Origin of the sequence: Stenotrophomonas sp. PE591 (genome assembly GCF_018320795.1) — a bacterium.
Classification (GTDB): domain Bacteria; phylum Pseudomonadota; class Gammaproteobacteria; order Xanthomonadales; family Xanthomonadaceae; genus Stenotrophomonas; species Stenotrophomonas maltophilia.
The window spans coordinates 1-19,927 of the sequence record NZ_JAAOKO010000011.1 but is presented as its reverse complement, the minus strand read 5'-3'; the positions used below and the strand labels follow the sequence as shown (position 1 = coordinate 19,927).

Sequence of the window (19,927 nt, the reverse complement as noted above, 5' to 3'; positions counted from 1 at the left end):
TGGCCGCATGGGGACGTTATCTCCGATGTGGTTTACACATTCAAGTCAAAAAACTGTGGAATGAGTCGAATTTCAGAACTTTCTGATGCGGGGGGGGGGGCGTGTCGCAAATGCAGCCAAGCGTGGGCTCGGCTCTACAAGGCGAATGCCCCAGAAACAGAAACGCCGGGCATCGCCCGGCGTTTCCGTCACCGCATGGAAGGGGTAAATCTCAGTACTTCCCATCAAACGCAAAGATCGGCTTGCGCTGCTTCCACGCGCCGGCAGTAAAGTCCGGGAACTCCAGGGTCTGGAAGCTGTTGGCGATCGACTGCTCGCTCAACGGTGTAATGGCACTCCAGGTCACCGCGTCGTAGATGTCGATCGGCATCGGCGCCTTGGCCTTCAGCGCTTCAACAAAGGCATGGATGACGAACCAGTCCATACCACCATGCCCTGCACTCGCGGCGGTGTCGGCATTCTGCTTCCACAGCGGGTGCTCGTACTCGTCCTGGTACTTCTTGAACTCTTCCCACTGGTGCGGCGGGCTGCGGCCTTCGATGTGGATCGAATGGTTCACGTCCATCCACAGGCCCTTGGTGCCCTGCACGCGGAAGCCCATCGAGTACGGGCGCGGCAGCGAAGTGTCGTGCTGCAGCAGGATGGTCTCACCGTTCTCGCAGGCCAGCGTGGTGGTCACGATGTCGCCCAGCTTGAACTTCACCTTGGTGCTGGGGTGGGTGGTGCCGCCACTCTTGGCAACGGTGTATTCGTGCAGGCCACGCGCCTTGGTCGCGAAAGCGTTGATGTGGGTGAAGCGGTTGCCACGGTTGATGCCGGTGTACATCGCGCATGGGCCGATGCCGTGGCTGGGATACAACTCGCCGTTGCGCTCCACCGAATGCTCGGTGCGCCAGCGTGCTTCGCTCCAGCCCTTGGGGCCGAATTCCACGCCGCTGTCGTAGGGCTGGTTCGGGTCGCCGGAATTGAACTTCACCCCGCGCAGGTCATGCTGGTAGCCGGCCTGCAGATGCACCAGCTCGCCGAACAGGCCCTGTCGCACCATCTGCAGCGCGGCCATCACGTCGCGGCGGTAGCAGACGTTCTCCAGCAGCATGTAAGGGGTACCGGTGCTCAGCTGGGTCTTCAGCACGTCCCAGTGGTCCTGCAGGGTGATGCCGGCCACCACTTCGCAGCCCACGGCCACGCCGGCCTGCATGGCGGCGATCGCCATCGGTGCGTGGTACTCCCACGGCGTGGCGATGATCACGCCATCGATGCCCTTCTGTTCCAGCAGGCGCTTCCAGGCGTTGGTATCGCGGTCCTGGCCGTAGGTCTTCGGGGCCGGCTTGCCGGCCTTGGCCACCATGTCCATGGCACGGCCGAGCATGATCGGTTCGATGTCGCACAGCGCGACCACCTCGACATCGTCGCGGCGCACCAGCTCCTTCAGCAGCACAAGGCCACGCATGCCGGTACCGATCATGGCCAGGCGCACTTTGCGCCCGCGTGCCCACGCCGGGGTCTGCGGCAGCAGGCTGCTGGCGGCGACAGCGGCACTGGCCGCGATGAATTCCCTACGCTTCATGGCAAACATCTCTCCTCTTGGCAGCGAGCCGGCCGTAGCCGGCCCGCCGGGTCACGCAAACGGAATTACTTGAAACGGTAGCCGATGGTCACACTGTAACCACGACCGAAGATGGTGGCGTAGTCACTGGAGTCACCCAGGAAGCTGTTCGGATCGTAGAACGGCAGGCGGTTGAACAGGTTCTTGACGGTGAAGCTCAGGTTCCACGCGTCATCCGGGCGCCAGGTGACGCTCATGTTGGCAGTCCACCACGACGGCGCACCATCGCACTTGCTCTTCTGCAGGGCCAGGTAGCCGCCGGTGCAGGTTTCCTTGTTGTTGCTCACCTCATCAACCTGGTCGGTGGCCCACTTGGTGCCGCCCACGTAGTTGACGAACATGCTGGTGGTGACCTGCTTGTAGGTCCAGTCGGCATTGAGCGTGGCACGCAGGCGCGGGTTGTTGTAGTAGCCGACCACGTCGCCGTAGTACCAGCCGTTCTCCGCGTCCATGTAGAAGCGGTTGCGGTTGGCGATGGTGGCGGCCAGGCCGATGTTCAGGTTGCCCCAGTCGCCCAGCGAGAAGCGGCTGCGCGCATCGATGTCGAAGCCGTCGATCAGGGTCTTGCCTCGGTTCTTGTACTGGCCCACCACGCTGGCCACGTTGCCGGCCGAATAGCCCGGCAGCACCGACGGGCAGCTCACGCCACTGGCCGGGTCGGCACACATGGCCGCCAGCTGCGCCAGGTTGGCGCGGTCGCTGTCGGTGATCGGCGAGCGCGACATCGAGATGATGTCTTCCATGCGGCGATAGTCCGGCGCGACGATTTCGTTGTTGCGGTAGATGAACCAGTAGTCGGCCGACACCGACAGCCAGCTCGCCGGCTCGTAGACGAAGCCGAGGGTGGCGATCTTCGCCTTCTCCGGCTTCAGGTCCTTGTTCGGCTGGGTCATGCGCGCAACGGTGCGGCTGCAGTCGACGTTCAGCATGTTCTTGCCCAGGTCGACATCACCCGGCCGCTGCGACTTCAGCAACAGGTTCGCGATGGCGTTGGTCTCGTTGCAGCGCAGCTCGTCGCGGAAGCCGCCCAGCTGGGCGAACACGCCGCCATTGCCGGACTCGGCCAGGCTCGGTGCACGGAAGCCGGTGGAGTAGGTACCGCGCAGCATCAGCTGGTCGAACGCCTGGTACTTGAAGCCGATCTTCGGTGCCACGTTGGCACTGAAGTTCGGGTACTTGTCCACGCGCACCGCCGCATCCAGTTCCAGCTTGTCGGTGATCGGCGCCACGGTTTCGGCAAACAGCGCGTAGGTGTTGCGCTTGCCGTCGAACCAGGAACCGCCCTGCTGGGTGATCAGACCGTTGGCGGCGTCGGCGTTGCCCGGAGTGTAGAAGGTTTCGCGGCTGGCGTTGAAGCCGAATGCCGCACGCATCTCGCCGGCCGGCAGCTGGAACAGCGGGCCTTCGATCTTGCCGTCGAGGGTGTGCAGGCGGGTCCACGACTGGATGTCGAAGGTCGGGAACGCTTCACGGATCAGCGCGGCGTTGGCTTCGCTGATCTCGCCGAACTTGTACGCCGGATGGTCGGAGATGATCACGCGGCCGGTGCCCGGATCGATCGTGTACGGGCCGAAGGCCTTCTCGAAGCCCTTGGTGTTGACGTTGATCGTCTGGTAGGTGGTGGAGTGGGTGCCGGCGCTGGCGAACGCGGTTTCCCAGTTCCAGTCGCCCCGGTTGCCACGCGCACCGGCCAGCACGCGGTAGCTCTTGTCGGTATTGCGCTGGCCGAAATAGTTCGGGCCGGCATCCTGCAGCAGGTAATTCAGGCCGACCACACCGCCCATCATCGCCTTCATCTGCGGGCTGGCGTGGTTGTACTCGTTGTTCGGGCCCAGGAACGGGTACAGGAACTGGTTGACGGTGTTGCCGGTATTGCGCGAGAACCAGCTGGTCGGGTTGCCGGTGGTGGTGCCGTAGGTGCGCGGCGTGCCGCCGTTGGCGCGCAGGTCGATGTCGGTGTAGGTCGCCTCGGCGAAGATCTCGGTGCTGTCACCGACCAGGAAGGTGCCGTTGAGGTAGGCGGTGTTGCGCTCGGACTTGGCACCGGCGTCGATCTCGTTGTTCATCCAGGTTTCCCAGACGCAACGCGGACCGGCCGCTTCACTGGTCAGCACGTTCCTGCAACCCGGCGCAGCTTCCTGCACACGGCGGCCGGTGACTGGATCGAAGGCGAAGTAAGTGCCCGGATTGAATTCACCCGGCTTGCTGCCCACGCCCAGGCGCAGGTTGTTGAGGTAGTTCGGATTGTTGACGTAGTACTGGTCGGGCCGCTTGTCGTAGAAATCGCTCAGCGGGATCGCGTCGCGGCGGTACATGTTCACCGCGCCGTAGATGTTGAAGCGGTTCTCGGCCAGGTCACCGAAGCCGGCGGTGATGCTGGCCTGGCGTTCGCCGTAGGAGTCGATGCGCGAAGAGGTGTCGTTGGTGAAGCTGACCTCGGCCCCCTGGAAGTTGCGCTTGGTGATCACGTTGATCACGCCGGCCACCGCGTCGGTGCCGTACACCGCCGAGGCGCCGTCGGTCAGCACTTCCATGCGCTCGATGGCTGCGGCCGGAATCGCATCGATGTTGACGAACTGGGTCTGGAAGCCGGCCGGTGCACCGTAGTACGACAGGCGGCGACCGTTCAGCAGCACCAGCGTGCCCTGGGCACCCAGGCCGCGCAGGTTGGCCTGCGAGGCACCATCGGAACCGGTGAACAGCGAACGCGCGTCCTGCTGCGCCGGGCGGGCGGCCGGCAGATTGTCGAGCACCTGCAGCAGCGTGCGCGCACCCATGTTCTGGATGTCCTGCTTGCTGATCACCTGCACCGGCGAGGCGGTTTCCACGTCGGTGCGGCGGATGTTGGAACCGGTGACCTCGATGCGGGCCAGGTCGGTGGCCTTGTCCTTGCTCTCCTGGGCGAAGGCAGGAACGGCGACCGAAAGCAGCACGCCGGCGATGGCCAGCGACAGCGGAGCGATCGAACGACAGGGGGGGCGGTGGTGGCGGGCGGGCAACATCGGGGTTCTCTCCTGGCAGGGGTGCAGCGCAATAAGTGAGCGCGTGGGCGTTCGGCGGGCAAAACGCTCCCGGGCCACGGCCACGAGGGCCGTAGTCGGAATGGGCGGGGGGAGGAGCGGTGTTACGAGGGGGTCATGGGGCGACGATGCTGGCGGAGTCGCCCTCCTGGCCGATCAGTACGGCATTGGCCCAGTTGGCGCAGACCTGGGCGGGTTGACTGCCCTGCGCACCCAGCGTGCGCAGGCTCAGGGTGGAAAGGCCTCGGATGTCCAGCTCCGGCTTGACCACGCCGGGTGCCTTCACCAGGCCGCTGTCATACAACAGGCGGTTGTCACCCCAGACCTGGAACTGCAGGCCACCGGCGGTGCGGCAGGCGTCGTCGATGCCGAGGTCGGCACGCAGCAGGTGCCAGCCGCCCTGCAGGTGCAGGTCGATGCGGCTGTTGGCGCCGACGCCCAGGCCACGGCGGAACTGCAGGCCGTTCATGCGCATGCCGGCGTCGCCACGGAAGGACTGGTCGGTGCGCACCTGGCTGGCCAGCGCGGCCGGCACCGGCAGCTCGGAGAGATAGCGCTGCCGGGCCGGTCGCTCCGGTTCCTGGTGTTCAAGGATGTGGAAGGTGGACAAGGCGATCGGGCCGACGTCGCGTGGCTGCAGTGCATCGAATGCGCGGGCGCTGCCCTGTGCGGCGGTGACCATCGGGTCGGTGCTGCTGGCGCCGTCGCCTTCGGGGTTCTGCACGCTCAGCACGCGGAAGCGCAGCAGGCGCCCGGCATGGGCCGGGAACGCGATGCGCTGCACGCCCTCCTTCAACTGCAGGCGGCCACGTGCGATCGGCTCGCCCCACTCGCCATTGCTGTCGCCCAGGTACACCTCGTAGTCGCGCACCTGGCCGTGCTTCCAGTTCTTGTCGTTGCGCGGCGCGATGTCGATGCCGTCGATCATCCTGCGCTCACCGAAGCCGATCACCCACTCATGCGCACCGGTGCGCACGGCCTGGTTGCGCACACTGCGGAACCAGGTGGCCGGATCGTCGTCGAAGGCATTTTCCAGCGCATGGCCAGGCTCTTCGGCCGGGCGGTTGACCACCAGCAGGCTGTCGGCCGGCAGTTCGCGGCCCAGCACCGGCGCGGCCGGATAGGCATCGTCGGCGGCCGCAGCGGCCACCGCGAAGTCCAGCTGCAGTTGCAGCGGCTGGCGGATGTCCTGGGTAGCGGTACGCACGTGCAGCGTGCCACGGCGCTCCTTGGCATCGAAGTACCAGCCTTCAGCCGCACCGTTGAACGCCGCCGCATCGGCCAGCGCCGGCAACGCGCGGCCACCGGCCTGCACCGCACGCGGCGCCTGGCGGCTGAGCACGCGCAGGCAATAACGACGCTGCGCCAGCTGGCCGTTGTACTGGCCCTGCACCGGATCGATCTGCACCTGCACCGGGCCACTGCCCTGCGCCGGCGCCTGCACGCGGATTACCTGCGTGCTCGACTCACCCTGCTGGTAGCGGCGCGTGTTGCCATCGTCTTCGTACAGCGTGTACTGCGACTCGCCCTGCGGGTACAGGTCGAACGTCACTTCATCCAGCGGCTTCTCGCCGTCGAACAGCATCGACGGGTACATCGGCAGGATCGCACCGGCACGCACGAACACCGGCAACGTGGCCAGGTCCACCTGGCGGTCGAGCTGGCGGCCGTCGGCGCCGGCCTGCACGCGGCGGCCATCCCAGTAGTCGATCCAGCCGCCGGCCGGCAGGTGGATGTCGCGGCGCCAGCCACGGCTGGCGGCCTGGCTGCGGTACACCGGCGCCACCAGCAGGTCGCGGCCAAGCAGGAACTGGTACTTGTAGGTTTCATCCTGCGCATGCGGGTCGCGCGGGTTGTCCCACATCAGGCCGCGCACCGGCGGTGCACCGGTCTGCGCGGCCTCGTGCACCAGCCCGTACATGTACGGGGTCAGGCGCATCTTCAACTTCAGGTAATCGCGGTTGATGCTGCGATAGGGCTCGTCGTACCACCACGGGTGCTTGCGTGCGTTCGACGACCAGCCGCTCATGCCCATCAGCACCGGGGTGAAGGCTTTCCACTGCAGGTCGCGGGTGAAGGTTTCGGCGCTGCCGCCGAAGATCGCATCCACATCGCCACTGGCGTAGGCCATGCCGGACAGGCCCGAACCGACCAGGGTTGGCACGTGCCAGCGGATGTAATCCCAGCTGCTGCTCTGGTCGCCGGTCCACGCTACGGCGTAGCGCTGGATGCCGGCCCAGCCCATCACCGTCCACAGGAACGGGCGCGAATCGGAATTGTCGAGGATGCCGTTGAACGCCTGGCGGTTGGCGTCCATCGCGAACTGGTAGCCCTTGCCGGTCCAGGCCACGTCCAGCTTCTGCACGCGGCTGCCGGCCTTGCCCACTTCCCAGGCGATCTTGTCGACGCCGTTCTCGGTCCACAGACCGGTGCGGAAGCCGTACTTGGCCAAGCCCTGCACGGTTTCCGGCAGCTTCTTGTAACCGCAGCCGTAGCCATCGTTGGGCAGGATCCAGCCACCGGGCATGTCGTGGGCGCGGTACTGCTTGGCCACCGAGTCGATCACATCCGGCGTGGTGCCGGTCGGGCCGTCACTCCAGCCTTCGGGCACGGTGCCGGGCTTCTTGGCATTGTCACCGTCGTTGTAGCAATCGGCATCGCCGTAGGACAGCGCCCAGCGCGCGACCATGTTCGGGCGGCCGGTCAGCTGGGTGTAGCGCTCGATCAGTTTAGGCAGGTCGGCGCCGACGAAGTAATAGGCATCGAAGCGGTCTTCGCGGTGCAGCAGCGTGGCCTGGTCGGCCTCGCGCAGATCGTAGCTGCCATCGCTCCAGGTGTTGCGCAGCATGCCCCAGCCACGGCTGCTAAGCAGCATCGGTGCAGGGCTGGGGCGGTCGCCCTCTTCCCAGCCGCCGGAGTAGGACACGTCCAGCTCGCGGCCCTTGAACTGGTAACGGCCGTTCTGCTGGCCGCCACCGAAGTAGCCCTCATCAGCCTGCGAGGACAGCACCTGCACGCTCTGCGTGGCATCCAGGTCCAGCGGCTGCAGTTCCTGCCACAGCGCGGTGGGCTGGCCGTTGTCCAGGCGTTCCAGGCGCATGCGCAGCGGCTGCCGCTGTACATGCAGGACCAGTGCATCGGTGCGCACGCGGATTTCCTGTGCGTCTTCTTCCAGCTGCGCCTTCACGTTCGCCTTGGGCTGCGGCAGCACGATCGGTGCGGCCTTGTCGCCGGCACCGGTCAGCGTGCCGTTGCGGCCGGCCTGCACGCGGATGATGTCGGTGGCCGGCAGTTCGATGCGGATGCGCGCGCCCTTGTCGGTCTGCAGGTCCCAGCCCTGCACGCCGTCGCCGCTGGCGGCAACCGAACGCAGGTTGCCGACCGGCTCGGCCTGGGCCGGCATGGACGCCAGCATCAATGCCGGCAACAGGGCCAGCATCAGCGGCGAGCGACGAACGCAGTTTTCCACGCGGACTCCCAACCCGTTCACCGGGCGTTTCGAAAGCGATTGGGCCGACTCTAGGGCAGCGATTCGAAAGATGTCAACAAATTGAAAGGAAAAAGGAAGATATATTCCATTAAAACGAAAGTTGTTGCGACGCAATACTTTGTGTAATCGCTTGCAGGCGCCTGTTAAGCATTGTGCGATACGGCATTCGGCGGATTCTTGCGTTTTCCGACGTGCTCCGGGCAGAGCGAAGTCGGCGTCACATTTTCTTTCTTTTTACTTTCGCTATTTGACATTTCGAAAGAAAACACAGATGGTGCGCTGGCCCAACTGGAACCTCCGAATGGACGTCACCCTGCTTTCCGATGTGTCCGCCTGGCAGCGCCTTGGCGGAGCCGATACCGCTACCGAAATCGCCCAGCAGCCTGCGCTGTGGGAAGCCCTTGCACAGGACCTGTCGCGTGCCCGCGACCGCCTGCAGGCCTTCCTCGGCGACAGCCTCAACGATCCCAACCAGCGCGTGCTGTTCACCGGCGCCGGCAGCTCCGGCTTCATCGCCGAAATGGTGGCCGACGCGATCAACGCGCAGTGGCCAGCCGATGTGCGCGTGGTGCACACCACCAGCCTGCTGACCCACCCGGCGCTGTACCTGCAGCGCGACCGCCCGACCCTGCTGGTCTCGTTCGGCCGCAGCGGTTCCAGCCCGGAAAGCGTGGCGGCGGTTGACCGCGTGCGCAGCGACGTGGATGACGCGCGCTTCCTCGACATCACCTGCAACGCCGATGGCGAACTGGCCCGCCGTGGGGCCGGCCGTGCCGATACCTGCACCCTGCTGATGCCGTCGGCCAGCTGCGACCGCGCCTTCGCCATGACCAGCAGCCTGACCTGCATGCTGCTGGCCGCGCTGACCGTGTTCGATCGTTCGCCGTGGGATGCGCGCGTGGCGCGCCTGAAGCAGATCGCCGCGCTGGCCCGCGAAGGCCAGGCGCAGTGGGACGCACCGGTGGCGGCGCTGGCGCAGCGCCCGTTCAACCGCATCATCTACCTCGGCAGCGGCCCGCTGGAAGCACTGGCACGCGAGTGCGCGCTGAAGGTGCTGGAGCTGACCGCTGGCCGCGTGCTGGCGCTGGCCAACACCCCGCTGGGCTTCCGTCATGGGCCGAAGTCGACGCTGGATGGCAACACCCTGGTGGTGGTGCTGCGCAGCGTGCAGCCGCTGGCGCGCCGCTACGAACAGGACCTGCTGGAAGAACTGCGCCGCGACGGCGTGGCCGGCCAGGTGCTGGCGATCGGCCCGCATTCGGACATCGGCGCCGATGACGAATACACCCTCACCGTGCCGGCACTGGACGACCCGTGGCTGGCGCCGGTGTGGCTGGGCTTCGCGCAGCTGTTCGCGCTGCAGCGCTCGGCCGCGCTTGGCCTGACCCCGGACAACCCGTTCCCGGATGGCACCGTCAACCGCGTCGTCAAGGGCGTCACCATCCACCATGGCTGAGCTGATCGCCCACGCCTGCTACGGCATCGACATCGGCGGCACCAAGATCGAGCTGGTGGCGTGCGATGCGGCGATGCAGGTCACCTGGCGCCGCCGCGTGGCCACCCCACAGGGTGACTACGACGGCTTCCTGCAGGCGGTGGTGGCGCTGGTGGCCGAGGCGGACGCCGCCCTCGGCCGCAGCGATGCGGCCATCGGCATCGCCCTGCCCGGCGTGCGTGACCGCCGCAGCGGCCGCCAGCTCAGCGCGAACGTGCCTGCACTGACCGGCCAATGCGTGGCGCAGGATCTGCAGGCACGCCTGCAGCGCCCGCTCCACTTCGGCAACGATCTGCAGTGCTTTGCCCTGTCTGAAGCGCACGGCGGCGCGGCTGACGGCTACCCCAGCATGTTCGGCGCCATCCTCGGCACTGGTGCCGGCGGCGGCTTCTGCCTGCACGGCCGGCTGCTGTCCGGCTTCAACGGCCTGGCCGGCGAATGGGGCCACTGGAGCGTGCCCGGCCACCTGCTGCAGCGCCACGGCCTGCCGCTGCTGGACTGCGGCTGCGGCCTGCAGGGCTGCGTGGAGCGCTATGTGTCCGGCAGCGGTGTGGCGATGATCGAGCGCCACCTCGGTGGCAGCGCCGCCGACGCCAGCGCCGTGATCGCCCTGGCCGAAGCCGGCGATGCACGTGCGCGCAAGGCGTTGGACATCCACCGCGATCTGCTTGGCCACAGCCTGGCCGCGCTGGTGCTGGCGCTGGACCCGCACGTGATCGTGCTCGGCGGTGGTCTCTCGCAGTACGCGCCGCTGTACCAGCAGCTGCCGTCGGCCATCGCTGCCCATCTGTTCAACGGCGTGCAGGTACCGCCGATCGTGCCGCCGCGCTTCGGCGATGCCGGTGGCGCACGTGGTGCCGCCCTGCTCGCCTGCCAACCCTCGTTTTCTTGATGTCCGGAGCCTGACCATGTCCCCGTTGCAGACCCTGCTTGCCTCCCACCGCGCCGGTGCCAACGTCGGCCTGTACAGCGTCTGCTGCAGCAACGAGCAGGTGCTGCGCGCGGCCATGCACGTGGCGCTGGCACACGGCACCGTGCTGCTGGTCGAGGCCACCTCCAACCAGGTCGATCAGTTCGGCGGTTATACCGGCATGACCCCGCCGCAGTACCGCGACTACGTCGGTACCCTGGCCGATGAGGAAGGCTTCCCGCGCGAGCGGCTGATCCTCGGCGGTGACCACCTTGGCCCGAATGCCTGGCAGAAGCGCCCGGCTGCCGAAGCGATGACCCACGCGCGCGTGCTGATCGAAGCCTACGTCGCCGCCGGTTTCCACAAGATCCATCTCGACTGCAGCATGTCCTGCGCCGATGACCCGGTGCCGCTGCCCGATGCCATCGTTGCCGCACGCTCGGCCGAGCTGGCCGAGATCGCCGAACGCACCGCCGCCGAACACGGCCTGCCGCCGCCGGTCTACGTGATCGGTACCGAGGTGCCGATTCCCGGTGGAGAAGCCTCGCTTGCCGAGGGCCTGCAGGTGACCACGCCGGCCGCCGCCGCGCAGACCCTGGCCATCCACCAGCAGGCGTTCGACACGCCGCAGCTGCGTGATGCGTGGCAGCGCGTGATCGCGATGGTGGTGCAGCCGGGCGTCGACTTCGACCACAGCAGCGTGCACGAATACGACCCGGCCGCCGCCAGCACGCTGGCCGACTTCCTGGAACAGCAGCCACGCATCGTGTTCGAGGCGCACTCCACCGACTACCAGCGCGAAAGCGGCCTGCACGCGCTGGTGCGCGACCACTTCGCCATCCTCAAGGTCGGCCCGGCGGCGACCTTCGCCTACCGCGAAGCGCTGTTCGCGCTGGCCGCGATCGAGGCAGAACTGCTGCCGGCCGCACAATGCTCGCGCCTGCCGCAGGTGCTGGACGAGGTGATGGTGGCGCAGCCGAAGTACTGGCAGTCCTACTACCAGGGCGATGAGGCAGCGCTGCGCCTGCTGCGCAGTTACTCCTTCAGCGACCGCTGCCGCTACTACTGGGGCGAGCCGGCGCTGGTACAGGCGGTGCAGACCCTGTTCGCCAACCTGGAACAGCACGCGCCGCCGCTGGTGCTGCTCAGCCAGTACCTGCCGGAACAGTACCGCGCCGTGCGCGAAGGCACCCTGGCCAACACCCCCACCGCACTGGTGCAGCACCGTATCGGCCTGTGCCTGGGTGAGTACGCCCGTGCCTGCAGCGCCAACCAGGCCGGAACCCGCACTCACCACGCAGGTTCGGCTGCCGCCGTTGCTTCGAACGGCTAATCTCTACCTTTCCCCGCGACACCGAGAATGGCCATGCGCAACACCCGCTCCCGCCGGCAACAGATCCTGCAGCTGCTGATCGAGCACGGCTCGGTGCAGGTGGCCGATCTGGTCGAGCGCTTCGGCGTGTCGGCGGTGACCATCCGTGCCGACCTGACCCATTTCGAATCGCAGGGCCTGGCCAACCGTACCCACGGTGGCGCCACGCTGGTGCGCACGCCGCCGCAGGAACAGGACATCCACGAAAAGGACGCACTGAACCTGCCGCTGAAGGAATCGATCGGCGCGTGTGCCGCGCGCCTGGTACGGCCTGGTGACAACATCATCATCGACTCCGGCTCGACCACGATGACCCTGGCCCGCCACCTGCGCACGCAGCGCGACGTGACGGTGATGACCAACGGGCTGAACATCGCCTGGGAACTGGCCAACGCGGCCGGCATCAACGTGCTGCTGACCGGCGGCCTGTTGCGCCAGCAGTCGCTGTCGCTGCAGGGCAGCCAGGCCGAAGCCAGCCTCAACTCCTACAGCTTCGACACGCTGTTCCTGGGCGTGGATGGCCTGGACCTGCAGTTCGGGTTGACCACCCATGACGAAGCCGAAGCCCGCCTCAACCATCGCATGGTCGAGCGTGCACGCCGTATCGTGGTGCTGACCGACGCCTCCAAGTTCGGGCGCGTCAGCCTGCACCGCATCGCCCTGCTGGATCAGATCCACACCATCATCACCGATGCCGGCATCGACGACGTCTCCCGCGAGGGCCTGCAGCGGCTGGGCATCGAAGTGATCATCGCCGAGCCCGCCACATGACCGACACCCGCTCCCTGCATGGCCGCATCCTCACCCCGCTGGGTTGGCGGCGTGGCCACGTCCACTTCGATTCCCACGTGCGCCAGCTGCAGGTGGACGACCACAGCGGCGCTGACGATCTGCAGCTGCCGGTGATCCTGCCCGGCTTCATCGACCTGCATGTGCACGGCGCTGCAGGGGTGGACCTGATGCAGGGCGGCGACGTGGCGCGCACCATCGCCCGCACCCATCTGCGCTTCGGTACCACCACGCTGCTGGCGACCACCATGACCGCTGGCCTGGATGAGATCGAGCACGCGCTGCATGGCGTGGCCGCCACCATGGCGGCACCCGACGCCGAGGCCGCCTGTATTGCCGGCGTGCATCTGGAGGGGCCGTTCATCAGCCCGCAGCGGCTGGGTGCGCAGCCCAACCGGACCATCGAGGCGACGCTGGCGCTGGTACAGCAGCTGCACGCGCTGGCGCCGATCCGGGTGATGACGCTGGCGCCGGAAATCGGCGAGCACACCGCGCTGATTCCCGCGCTTTCGGCAATGGGCATCCGCGTGCAGCTCGGCCACAGCGCCGGTACCTACGAAGAAGGTGTTGCTGCGCTGCAGGCCGGTGCCTCCGGCTTCACCCATCTGTTCAACGGCATGACCGGCGTCGATCACTATCGCCCGGGCATCGCGGCGGCGGCACTCGCGCATGCGCAGTACGCCGAGATCATTCCCGACCTCCAGCACATCCATCCCGGCGTGATCCGCCTGGCCGCGCGCGCGATCCCACGCCTGTACGCGGTGACCGACGCCACCGCCGCCACCGGCATGCCCGATGGTGAGTACGCACTGGGCGAGCAGCGCGTGCACAAGTGCGGCGGCTGCGTGCGCCTGGCCACGGGTTCGCTGGCCGGCAGCGCGCTGACCATGGACCAGGCGCTGCGCAACCTGGTGCGTGTGGGCCTGGAGCTGGCCGATGCCTCGCAGCGTGTTTCCACCTTCCCCGCCGACTACCTGGGCCTGGGCGATCGCGGCCGCATCGCGCCCGACGCCCGCGCCGACCTGGTAGCGCTGGACGCCGAACTGCGCCTGCAGCAGGTGGTGGTGGGTGGGCGCGTGGTCGATTTGAACGCAACACCAGCCTGACGCACCGCGCCTTTGTAGAGTCGAGCCATGCTCGACTGCTCTGCCGCGCCATGCGCGGTCAGTCGAGCACGGCTCGACTCTACAGAAAGCAATCCGCACCGAAACACCTCCTGGGATATGCCGATGACTGCACGCACCGCTCCGCGCTGGCCCGTACGCTACCTGCTCTTCATCGGCGGCCTGGGTGGCCTGCTGTACGGCATCGACATCGGCATCATCGCCGGCGCCCTGCCCTATCTTGAAGCAACGGCCAGCCACGCCTGGCAGCTCAGCAGCCAGCAGCTCGGCTTCGTGGTGGCAGCGGTACTGCTGGGCAGCGTGCTGTCCTCGCTGTTCGCCGGCATGGTTGCCGACCTGATCGGCCGCCGCGGCGCGATGCTGCTGGCCGGCCTGCTGTTCACTGCCTCGATTCCGATCATGGCACTGGCCTCCGGCTACACGCCGCTGCTGCTGGGACGCCTGCTGCAGGGCATCAGTGGCGGTTTGATCGGCGTAGTGATTCCACTGTACCTGGCCGAAGTGCTCAGCCCCGAGCGACGTGGGCGCGGTGCGGCGATGTTCCAGCTGCTGCTGACCGTTGGCCTGGTGCTGGCAGCCCTGATCGGCCTGTACCACGCTCACGCCGTGGATGCCGCCGCCGAAGCCGTGCGTTCGCTGCCGGTCGCGCAGCAGGCGCAGGAACTGTTCACAGTGAAGGACCACGCCTGGCGCACCATCTTCTGGACCTGCCTGGCGCCAGGCCTGCTGTTCTGCGCCGGCATCTTCTGGCTGTCCGAATCGCCACGCTGGCTGGTACGCCGCGGCCGCATCGATGAAGCCCGCCGCAGCCTCCAGCGCGTCCTGCCCGCCGCAGATGTCGAGCCCACGCTGGCCCAGATCCAGGCGCCGGAATCGAGCAGCAGCGACGGCAAGCGCGATCCACTGCTCAGCCGCCGCTACGTGGTGCCGTTCCTGCTCGCCTGCGTGGTGCTGGCCTGCACCCAGGCTACCGGCATCAATTCGGTGCTGGCCTACGCGGTGAACATCCTCAACCAGGCCGGCCTGTCCGGTTCAGTGGCCAACGGCGCCGACGTGGCGATCAAGCTGCTCAATGCGGTGATGACCGTGGTCGCGTTGCTGCTGGTCGACCGCAAGGGCCGCAAGTTCCTGCTGATGCTCGGCAGTGGTGGCATCTGCGTGGCCCTGCTGGCCGCGGCCGCGCTGTTCTTCCAGGCCGAGCGTGGCCGCGCCGATGTGCAACCGCAGCTGCAGGCGGCGGTCAGCGGCGATGGCCTGCAACTGGTTCTGGATGACGCGCAGTGGCAGCGCCTGGGCGCGGGGATCGACCGCGAAGGGCGGCCGATGCAGCTGACCGTCTCCTATGCCTACGGTGATTTCACCAACGTGCGCGCACTGCGCAGCGACAACCTGACCGATCGCGAGCTGCGCATCGAGCGCGCCGGCACTGTGCAGCCCGACAGTGTGATTGGTGCGTTCTTCCGCAAGCTGCATCTGAACCCGTTCGCCGACCCGGCCAGTGCCGCGCAGGCGCCGCTGCGCATCGAACAGGCGCGCATCGGCCCGGTGCCGCCACCGGCACACGGCTGGGCCGTGGCCGCCTGCATCCTGGTGTTCGTCGCGTTCTTCGCGGTCGGCCCCGGCGTGTGCGTGTGGCTGGCACTGTCGGAGCTGATGCCGAACCGCATCCGCTCCAACGGCATGAGCATCGCACTGCTGATCAACCAGTTCGTGTCCACCACCATCGCCGCCATATTCCTGCCCACGGTGGGCCACTACGGCTACGCCAGCATGTTCGTGTTCTGGGCGGCCTGCACCTTCGTGTTCTTCCTGGTAGCCGCGTTCTGGCTGCCGGAGACCAAGGGCAAGTCGCTGGAGGAGATCGAGGCACGGTTCGCGGGAAAGCGGGGCTGACAGCGCCTGCACCTGGCGTCGGCCATACCCCATGACATGCCAACGGGGTATGGCACGCCGATGACGCTACGGCACGCCGATGGGTGTGGCACGCAGATCGGGTAGAGTCGACTGTTGGTCGACTGCTCTTCGCTCCAACACCAGGAACGCCGCGCTACGCGCGTGAGTCGACTAACAGTCGACTCTACCGCCTCCCATCATTTCCCGGTGATGTGCCTGGCAATCTCCTGTGCCTCGGCAATGCTCGGCAGCCCGCTCAGCATCATGGATTCACCGAACGGGCCTTTCACCGTCGCCACCATCAGCACGCGACCATCCACGCTGATCGCCGCTCGTTGCCCCACCAGCGCCGCCGTGCCATTGTGGATGCGTTGGCGTGCTTCTGGCCGATACCGGATCTGCAGGCCGGGCTCCTGGCCCGCGTCCAGCACATAGCGCACATCGGCGATATCTGCACTGTCGGCAATCGACGGCTCGCGCAGGGCCAGGGTTTCGCCTTGCCATTGCGCCGGCTTGCCTTTGCCGGAGGCGTCCACCGCGCTCAGGCGCACATCCACGCCAGGGCGCGGCACGTGATCCTTCCCTGCCAAGCCACCGGGCGTGGCGCCCGGCATGCAGCCGGCCAGGGTCAAGGCCACGCCCAGCAACAGCGGAAGCGTCGTTCTCACTTCAGCTTCCGCAGCTTGAATGCCACCAGCACCTGCAGCAGGCCGTACAGCAGGCTGCCGATACCGATCCACAGCGTGGTGACCGCCACGCCGGCATACGGGTTGGCCGCAAACAACAGGCCCAGCACCACCGCCAGCACGCCGCTGAGGATCAGCAACCATTCGCCCTGGATCTGCTTGCGCACGCGGATCGCGAATACGATGCGATAGATGCCGGCCACCAGCAGCCACGCCGCCAGGAACAGCACCAGCACGCTGGCGGTGGCCAGCGGATTGATCACCGCCAGGATACCGAAGCCCAGCGAGGCGAGGGCGTACAGCGCCAGCCAGCCGCGGGACGCGCCGCTGCCGCCATTGATCAATGCGAACAGGCTGATGACGCCCTCGATGATGGCCATCACGCCCAGCGTCCAGGCCAATGCCATGGCCGCCGACAAGGGCCAGCCGATGGCGATGATGCCGAAGCCGAGAGCGACCAGGCCATACAGCAGGAGGATCCACCAGCTACGGCCGATTGCCGACAACAGGGGAGACAAGGGGGAATTCATGGCCACTCCTTCGATCCGGAATCGGGTTCATCGTAGCCCGTTGTGATGAAGAGGGGGATCACGGTGGTTCTGGATCGGCTTAGTCTTGGATCGACGTGCCCAGGGATATGAGCGTCAAGTACCGCGGTCGTTAGATCAAGGCCTGCTTCGACCTTCATTTGGACTCCGCAACCACCCGGCCGGCGGCAATGTGAGTACTGGTGGTGCTGCTGTCATTCCTCTTCGCACTGTCCAGGCCAGCTCAGTCCTGCGATGCAAGTCTGCTCTGCGGGTCGCCCCCGGTGTGTCCTGCACCGCTACATTCACCGCATGACCCGAGGGACCAAATTATCTCAATTACCCACCCAACCCCTCACGCTCCATAATATCCTTTAGCTCAACGGCCATCTTTACAGCCTCATCAATTGGAACTCCAACCCTCAGTTCATACTCCTTCCCATTCAATGTTGCAAATGACTCTCGAATGCATGATAGAACCAGCTCAAGCTCTCGGGAGTTTAGGTACAGAATAAGGTCCGCATCGTTAATTCTATCTAATTTCATTGAACTCTCAGTATGGAACTGATTGAGTCGGGAGAGTGGAGATATAGCCTTTCCAGTTCTCAGGCTGGAACGCGATTCCTTCTCCACCGTTTGGATTTCTAAAGACAACGGTACCTGTACTCTCTTGAATATATACCATCCGACCATCTTGCCGATGCCACCGCCACTGGTCTTGGCGCGGGATTCGTTCTCGATGTCGACAACGGTCAGGCTGCCGGTATCCAGGCGGTTCTTCGAGGCATCGGCGGTGCTGCCGATCACACCGCCTTCCAGGTGCGTATTGCCGCCTACGGTGATGTTGAAGCCACCACTGCCGGCAACGATGCCGCTCTGTTCCTGCACGCTGCGCAGGTGGCTCTCGACCTTCTGCTGGTCGATGTTGACGCTGCCGCGGCCGCTAGGGATGCCCTGAACAAATCCCGAGACGGGCCATTGAAAGCTGATGGACGGGTGTCGCTGCGCTGTACGTCATTGATTTTCCGTCCCGTCAGATGCGCAGCGGGCCGCAAAAGTGATCGCGCCAGACCAGGGGCGGAATTGTTCAGAGGATCCCTAGCTTCTACATGTTTCTCACCCTTGTTATTTCCCTCTTAGCCATGACCCTATTTTTCTGTGAAACTTTTTTGTCGAAGGCAACAGAATTCAAGTCATCGATAATTAGTTCAACGTCTTGCTTAGCCAAGAATGGAACCCAAGAAAGCGCCAACCCTATCCAGTAGTCAGAGTCATGATTCAAGCCAATTTGAACCAAGAGAGGATATGGGAAATTCCGACCCAAATCCGAAATTACATTTTCAAATGGAAACTCAAGAAGAGTAATCGCACGCCTGAGCGCCTCCTTTCCCTCAAGGGAAAATGATACTGATGGCCCCTCAAGTCGCCACACCCCCATCCCGTCACTAAAAATGACGAGACCGTTACCCAGGAATTTTCTCTCCGGCGGAATATTCATAAATTACATTCCAGCACCATGCTTAATCTCAACCCCATAATTTTTCATTGCCTGTTCAAACTGAGCGCGGCCTCCGGACTCCAGTTCATCCAGTAGTGCCCGCTATGCTCGTTGGTTATTATCTCGCCATTCTTCCCCCTGGAGAACATGCCCCCTACTAGTTCCTGGGGGTTCCCACCAATACTAGCGCCCAGCTGCTCATGAGGGGAGCCGCCCAGATTCGCCTTAGGCTTACCCACTGCAAATTTGTTTGTTTTCGGATCGAAAACAAACTCGATCGCCTTACTTCTTGTGCCAGGGAAATAGTTTTGGATTGCTGTAGACGATACAGAGCCCGGCTCCAAGGCTAGAACACCATCTACCGGGCCAGATCCCTTCCAGCTCGGACTACTCTTAACTGCTCGCTCAGTCGTCTCAGCCGCTGCATTCTGCACCGACTTCAGGATCTCCTCAGTTTTGAGCACACCCTGCTTGGTCGCGGCCCCGGCGATCTCCGCACCCACTTCACCAACGATCTTCGCTCCAGGCAACCGCACCGGGATCAGGAACGACGCTGCGCCGATGGCAGCACCGTTGCCGTCGCCCTTGGCTACGCTGGCGATCACGGTACCAGCGGCGCCAATGTCGCCACTGAAGGTCCCCATCATCGTCCAGCCGTCACCTCCCCGGATCTTCGTTCCGCGCAGGTTGTTCAGATCATAGAATTTGAGCTGCATGTCGTCCTTGGATACGCCGGAGGACAGCAGGGATCCGATGACCTGCCTGTACAGTGCATCGTCGTTGAGCAGATCGTTGCCATAGAGGTTGAAGTTTTTGTATTCCGCCTCCGTCGCGCCGAACCCGTATGCCCCGCCCATCTTGCTCAGGAAGTCAGTGGCTTCCAAATCAACGTTCTCGATGCCCACCAATCGGGCGACCTTTGCATCAACACGCGCAGCACCTTCCGTGGTCAGCCTGCGTACCGCCTCTGCTTCGCTGATGCCTTCCTGGGCGGCGAACGCGGCAGCATTCATGTTGATCCACTTCACCTCATCCGGATGCAGCTGCCGATTGAACCGATCCCCGGTCACGGCAATGTTGGCACCCGAGCTTCCACCCAGAGCCCCGCCCACCATCGCGCTGCCAACTTCCATCAGCGACTGGTAGTCCTCCCAGCTCAGGTTGCCCTTGTTGCTCTCGAGGAATTCCGAGATCGCGATCTTGGCCTTCTCCGCACCGGCAGCACTCACCGCGCCGTTCAGCGCATCCGCACCACCCAATGCGGCCATCGCTGCACCGGCCATGCCGTGCAGCAGCGCGCGGCCATTGCCGCCGTCGGCCCAGAACGCCTTGCCTTCTTCGGTCTCCGCCTTCTGGCTCAGGTAGCCGCCCAGGTCGCCGACACCCTTGAACAGCAGCTGCCCACCCAGCTGCATCACCTCGGCGCGCTCCTGCATCTTGCGCAGGTCAACGGCCGACAGTGCGCTGTCGGTATCAAAGCCGGTGGCCGTGCGATCAAGACCGGCCAAAGCGCTCTC

At 65.3% G+C, this 19,927-nt stretch carries 14 protein-coding genes; 6 read left to right on the top strand and 8 right to left on the bottom strand.

The features are described 5' to 3' along the window. Window positions 1-211 precede the first annotated feature (211 nt). The 3 genes from JLDANKMP_RS19670 to JLDANKMP_RS19660 all read right to left on the bottom strand — a co-directional run bounded on the left by JLDANKMP_RS19670 (window position 212) and on the right by JLDANKMP_RS19660 (window position 8,095). Window positions 212-1,567, bottom strand: coding sequence for a Gfo/Idh/MocA family oxidoreductase (locus JLDANKMP_RS19670; RefSeq protein ID WP_005411496.1), 1,356 nt, complete (start codon window positions 1,565-1,567; stop codon window positions 212-214). A 65-nt stretch (window positions 1,568-1,632) separates the two neighbouring features. Further along, window positions 1,633-4,608 (bottom strand): TonB-dependent receptor, encoded by a 2,976-nt coding sequence (locus tag JLDANKMP_RS19665; RefSeq protein WP_005414779.1) that lies wholly within the window; start codon window positions 4,606-4,608, stop codon window positions 1,633-1,635. Window positions 4,609-4,741: 133 nt separating this feature from the next. Further along, on the bottom strand, window positions 4,742-8,095 hold the full coding sequence (locus JLDANKMP_RS19660; RefSeq protein ID WP_212561904.1) for a TIM-barrel domain-containing protein: 3,354 nt from the start codon (window positions 8,093-8,095) through the stop codon (window positions 4,742-4,744). A 322-nt stretch (window positions 8,096-8,417) separates the two neighbouring features. Between JLDANKMP_RS19660 and JLDANKMP_RS19655 the strand changes: the two genes are divergently transcribed. From JLDANKMP_RS19655 to JLDANKMP_RS19630, 6 genes are all read left to right on the top strand, one after another. Continuing rightward, window positions 8,418-9,572 (top strand): SIS domain-containing protein, encoded by a 1,155-nt coding sequence (locus tag JLDANKMP_RS19655; RefSeq protein ID WP_005411499.1) that lies wholly within the window; start codon window positions 8,418-8,420, stop codon window positions 9,570-9,572. Next, entirely contained in the window at window positions 9,565-10,503 is a 939-nt protein-coding gene (locus JLDANKMP_RS19650) for an ROK family protein (RefSeq protein WP_024958683.1), read from the top strand. The genes JLDANKMP_RS19655 and JLDANKMP_RS19650 overlap by 8 nt, the downstream gene beginning before the upstream one ends. 16 nt (window positions 10,504-10,519) lie before the next feature. Further along, complete coding sequence (locus JLDANKMP_RS19645; protein WP_212561903.1) at window positions 10,520-11,854, top strand: D-tagatose-bisphosphate aldolase, class II, non-catalytic subunit; 1,335 nt, start codon at window positions 10,520-10,522, stop codon at window positions 11,852-11,854. A 33-nt stretch (window positions 11,855-11,887) separates the two neighbouring features. Continuing rightward, window positions 11,888-12,664: a DeoR family transcriptional regulator gene (locus JLDANKMP_RS19640; RefSeq protein WP_005411502.1), complete on the top strand. Its 777-nt coding sequence runs from the start codon at window positions 11,888-11,890 to the stop codon at window positions 12,662-12,664. Beyond that, a complete protein-coding gene (locus JLDANKMP_RS19635) occupies window positions 12,661-13,788 on the top strand; it encodes an amidohydrolase family protein (RefSeq protein WP_212561902.1) in 1,128 nt (375 codons plus the stop codon). Before JLDANKMP_RS19640 ends, JLDANKMP_RS19635 begins: the two co-directional genes overlap by 4 nt. 123 nt (window positions 13,789-13,911) lie before the next feature. Beyond that, window positions 13,912-15,699, top strand: coding sequence for an MFS transporter (locus JLDANKMP_RS19630; protein WP_212561901.1), 1,788 nt, complete (start codon window positions 13,912-13,914; stop codon window positions 15,697-15,699). Window positions 15,700-15,896: 197 nt separating this feature from the next. Here the strand turns inward: JLDANKMP_RS19630 and JLDANKMP_RS19625 are convergent, their stop codons facing one another. From JLDANKMP_RS19625 to JLDANKMP_RS19605, 5 genes are all read right to left on the bottom strand, one after another. Further along, the gene (locus tag JLDANKMP_RS19625; protein WP_212561900.1) at window positions 15,897-16,367 is read right to left on the bottom strand and encodes a hypothetical protein; all 471 of its coding nucleotides are present in this window, start codon (window positions 16,365-16,367) and stop codon (window positions 15,897-15,899) included. Further along, entirely contained in the window at window positions 16,364-16,915 is a 552-nt protein-coding gene (locus JLDANKMP_RS19620) for an HdeD family acid-resistance protein (protein WP_005414787.1), read from the bottom strand. The genes JLDANKMP_RS19625 and JLDANKMP_RS19620 overlap by 4 nt, the downstream gene beginning before the upstream one ends. Window positions 16,916-17,251: 336 nt before the next feature. Continuing rightward, a complete protein-coding gene (locus JLDANKMP_RS19615) occupies window positions 17,252-17,800 on the bottom strand; it encodes a hypothetical protein (protein WP_099485108.1) in 549 nt (182 codons plus the stop codon). Window positions 17,801-18,017: 217 nt separating this feature from the next. Next, complete coding sequence (locus tag JLDANKMP_RS19610) at window positions 18,018-18,410, bottom strand: hypothetical protein (RefSeq protein ID WP_141098050.1); 393 nt, start codon at window positions 18,408-18,410, stop codon at window positions 18,018-18,020. 44 nt (window positions 18,411-18,454) lie between these two features. After that, a partial coding sequence (locus tag JLDANKMP_RS19605) for a polymorphic toxin type 43 domain-containing protein (RefSeq protein WP_249337012.1) occupies window positions 18,455-19,927 on the bottom strand: 1,473 nt, incomplete at its 5' end.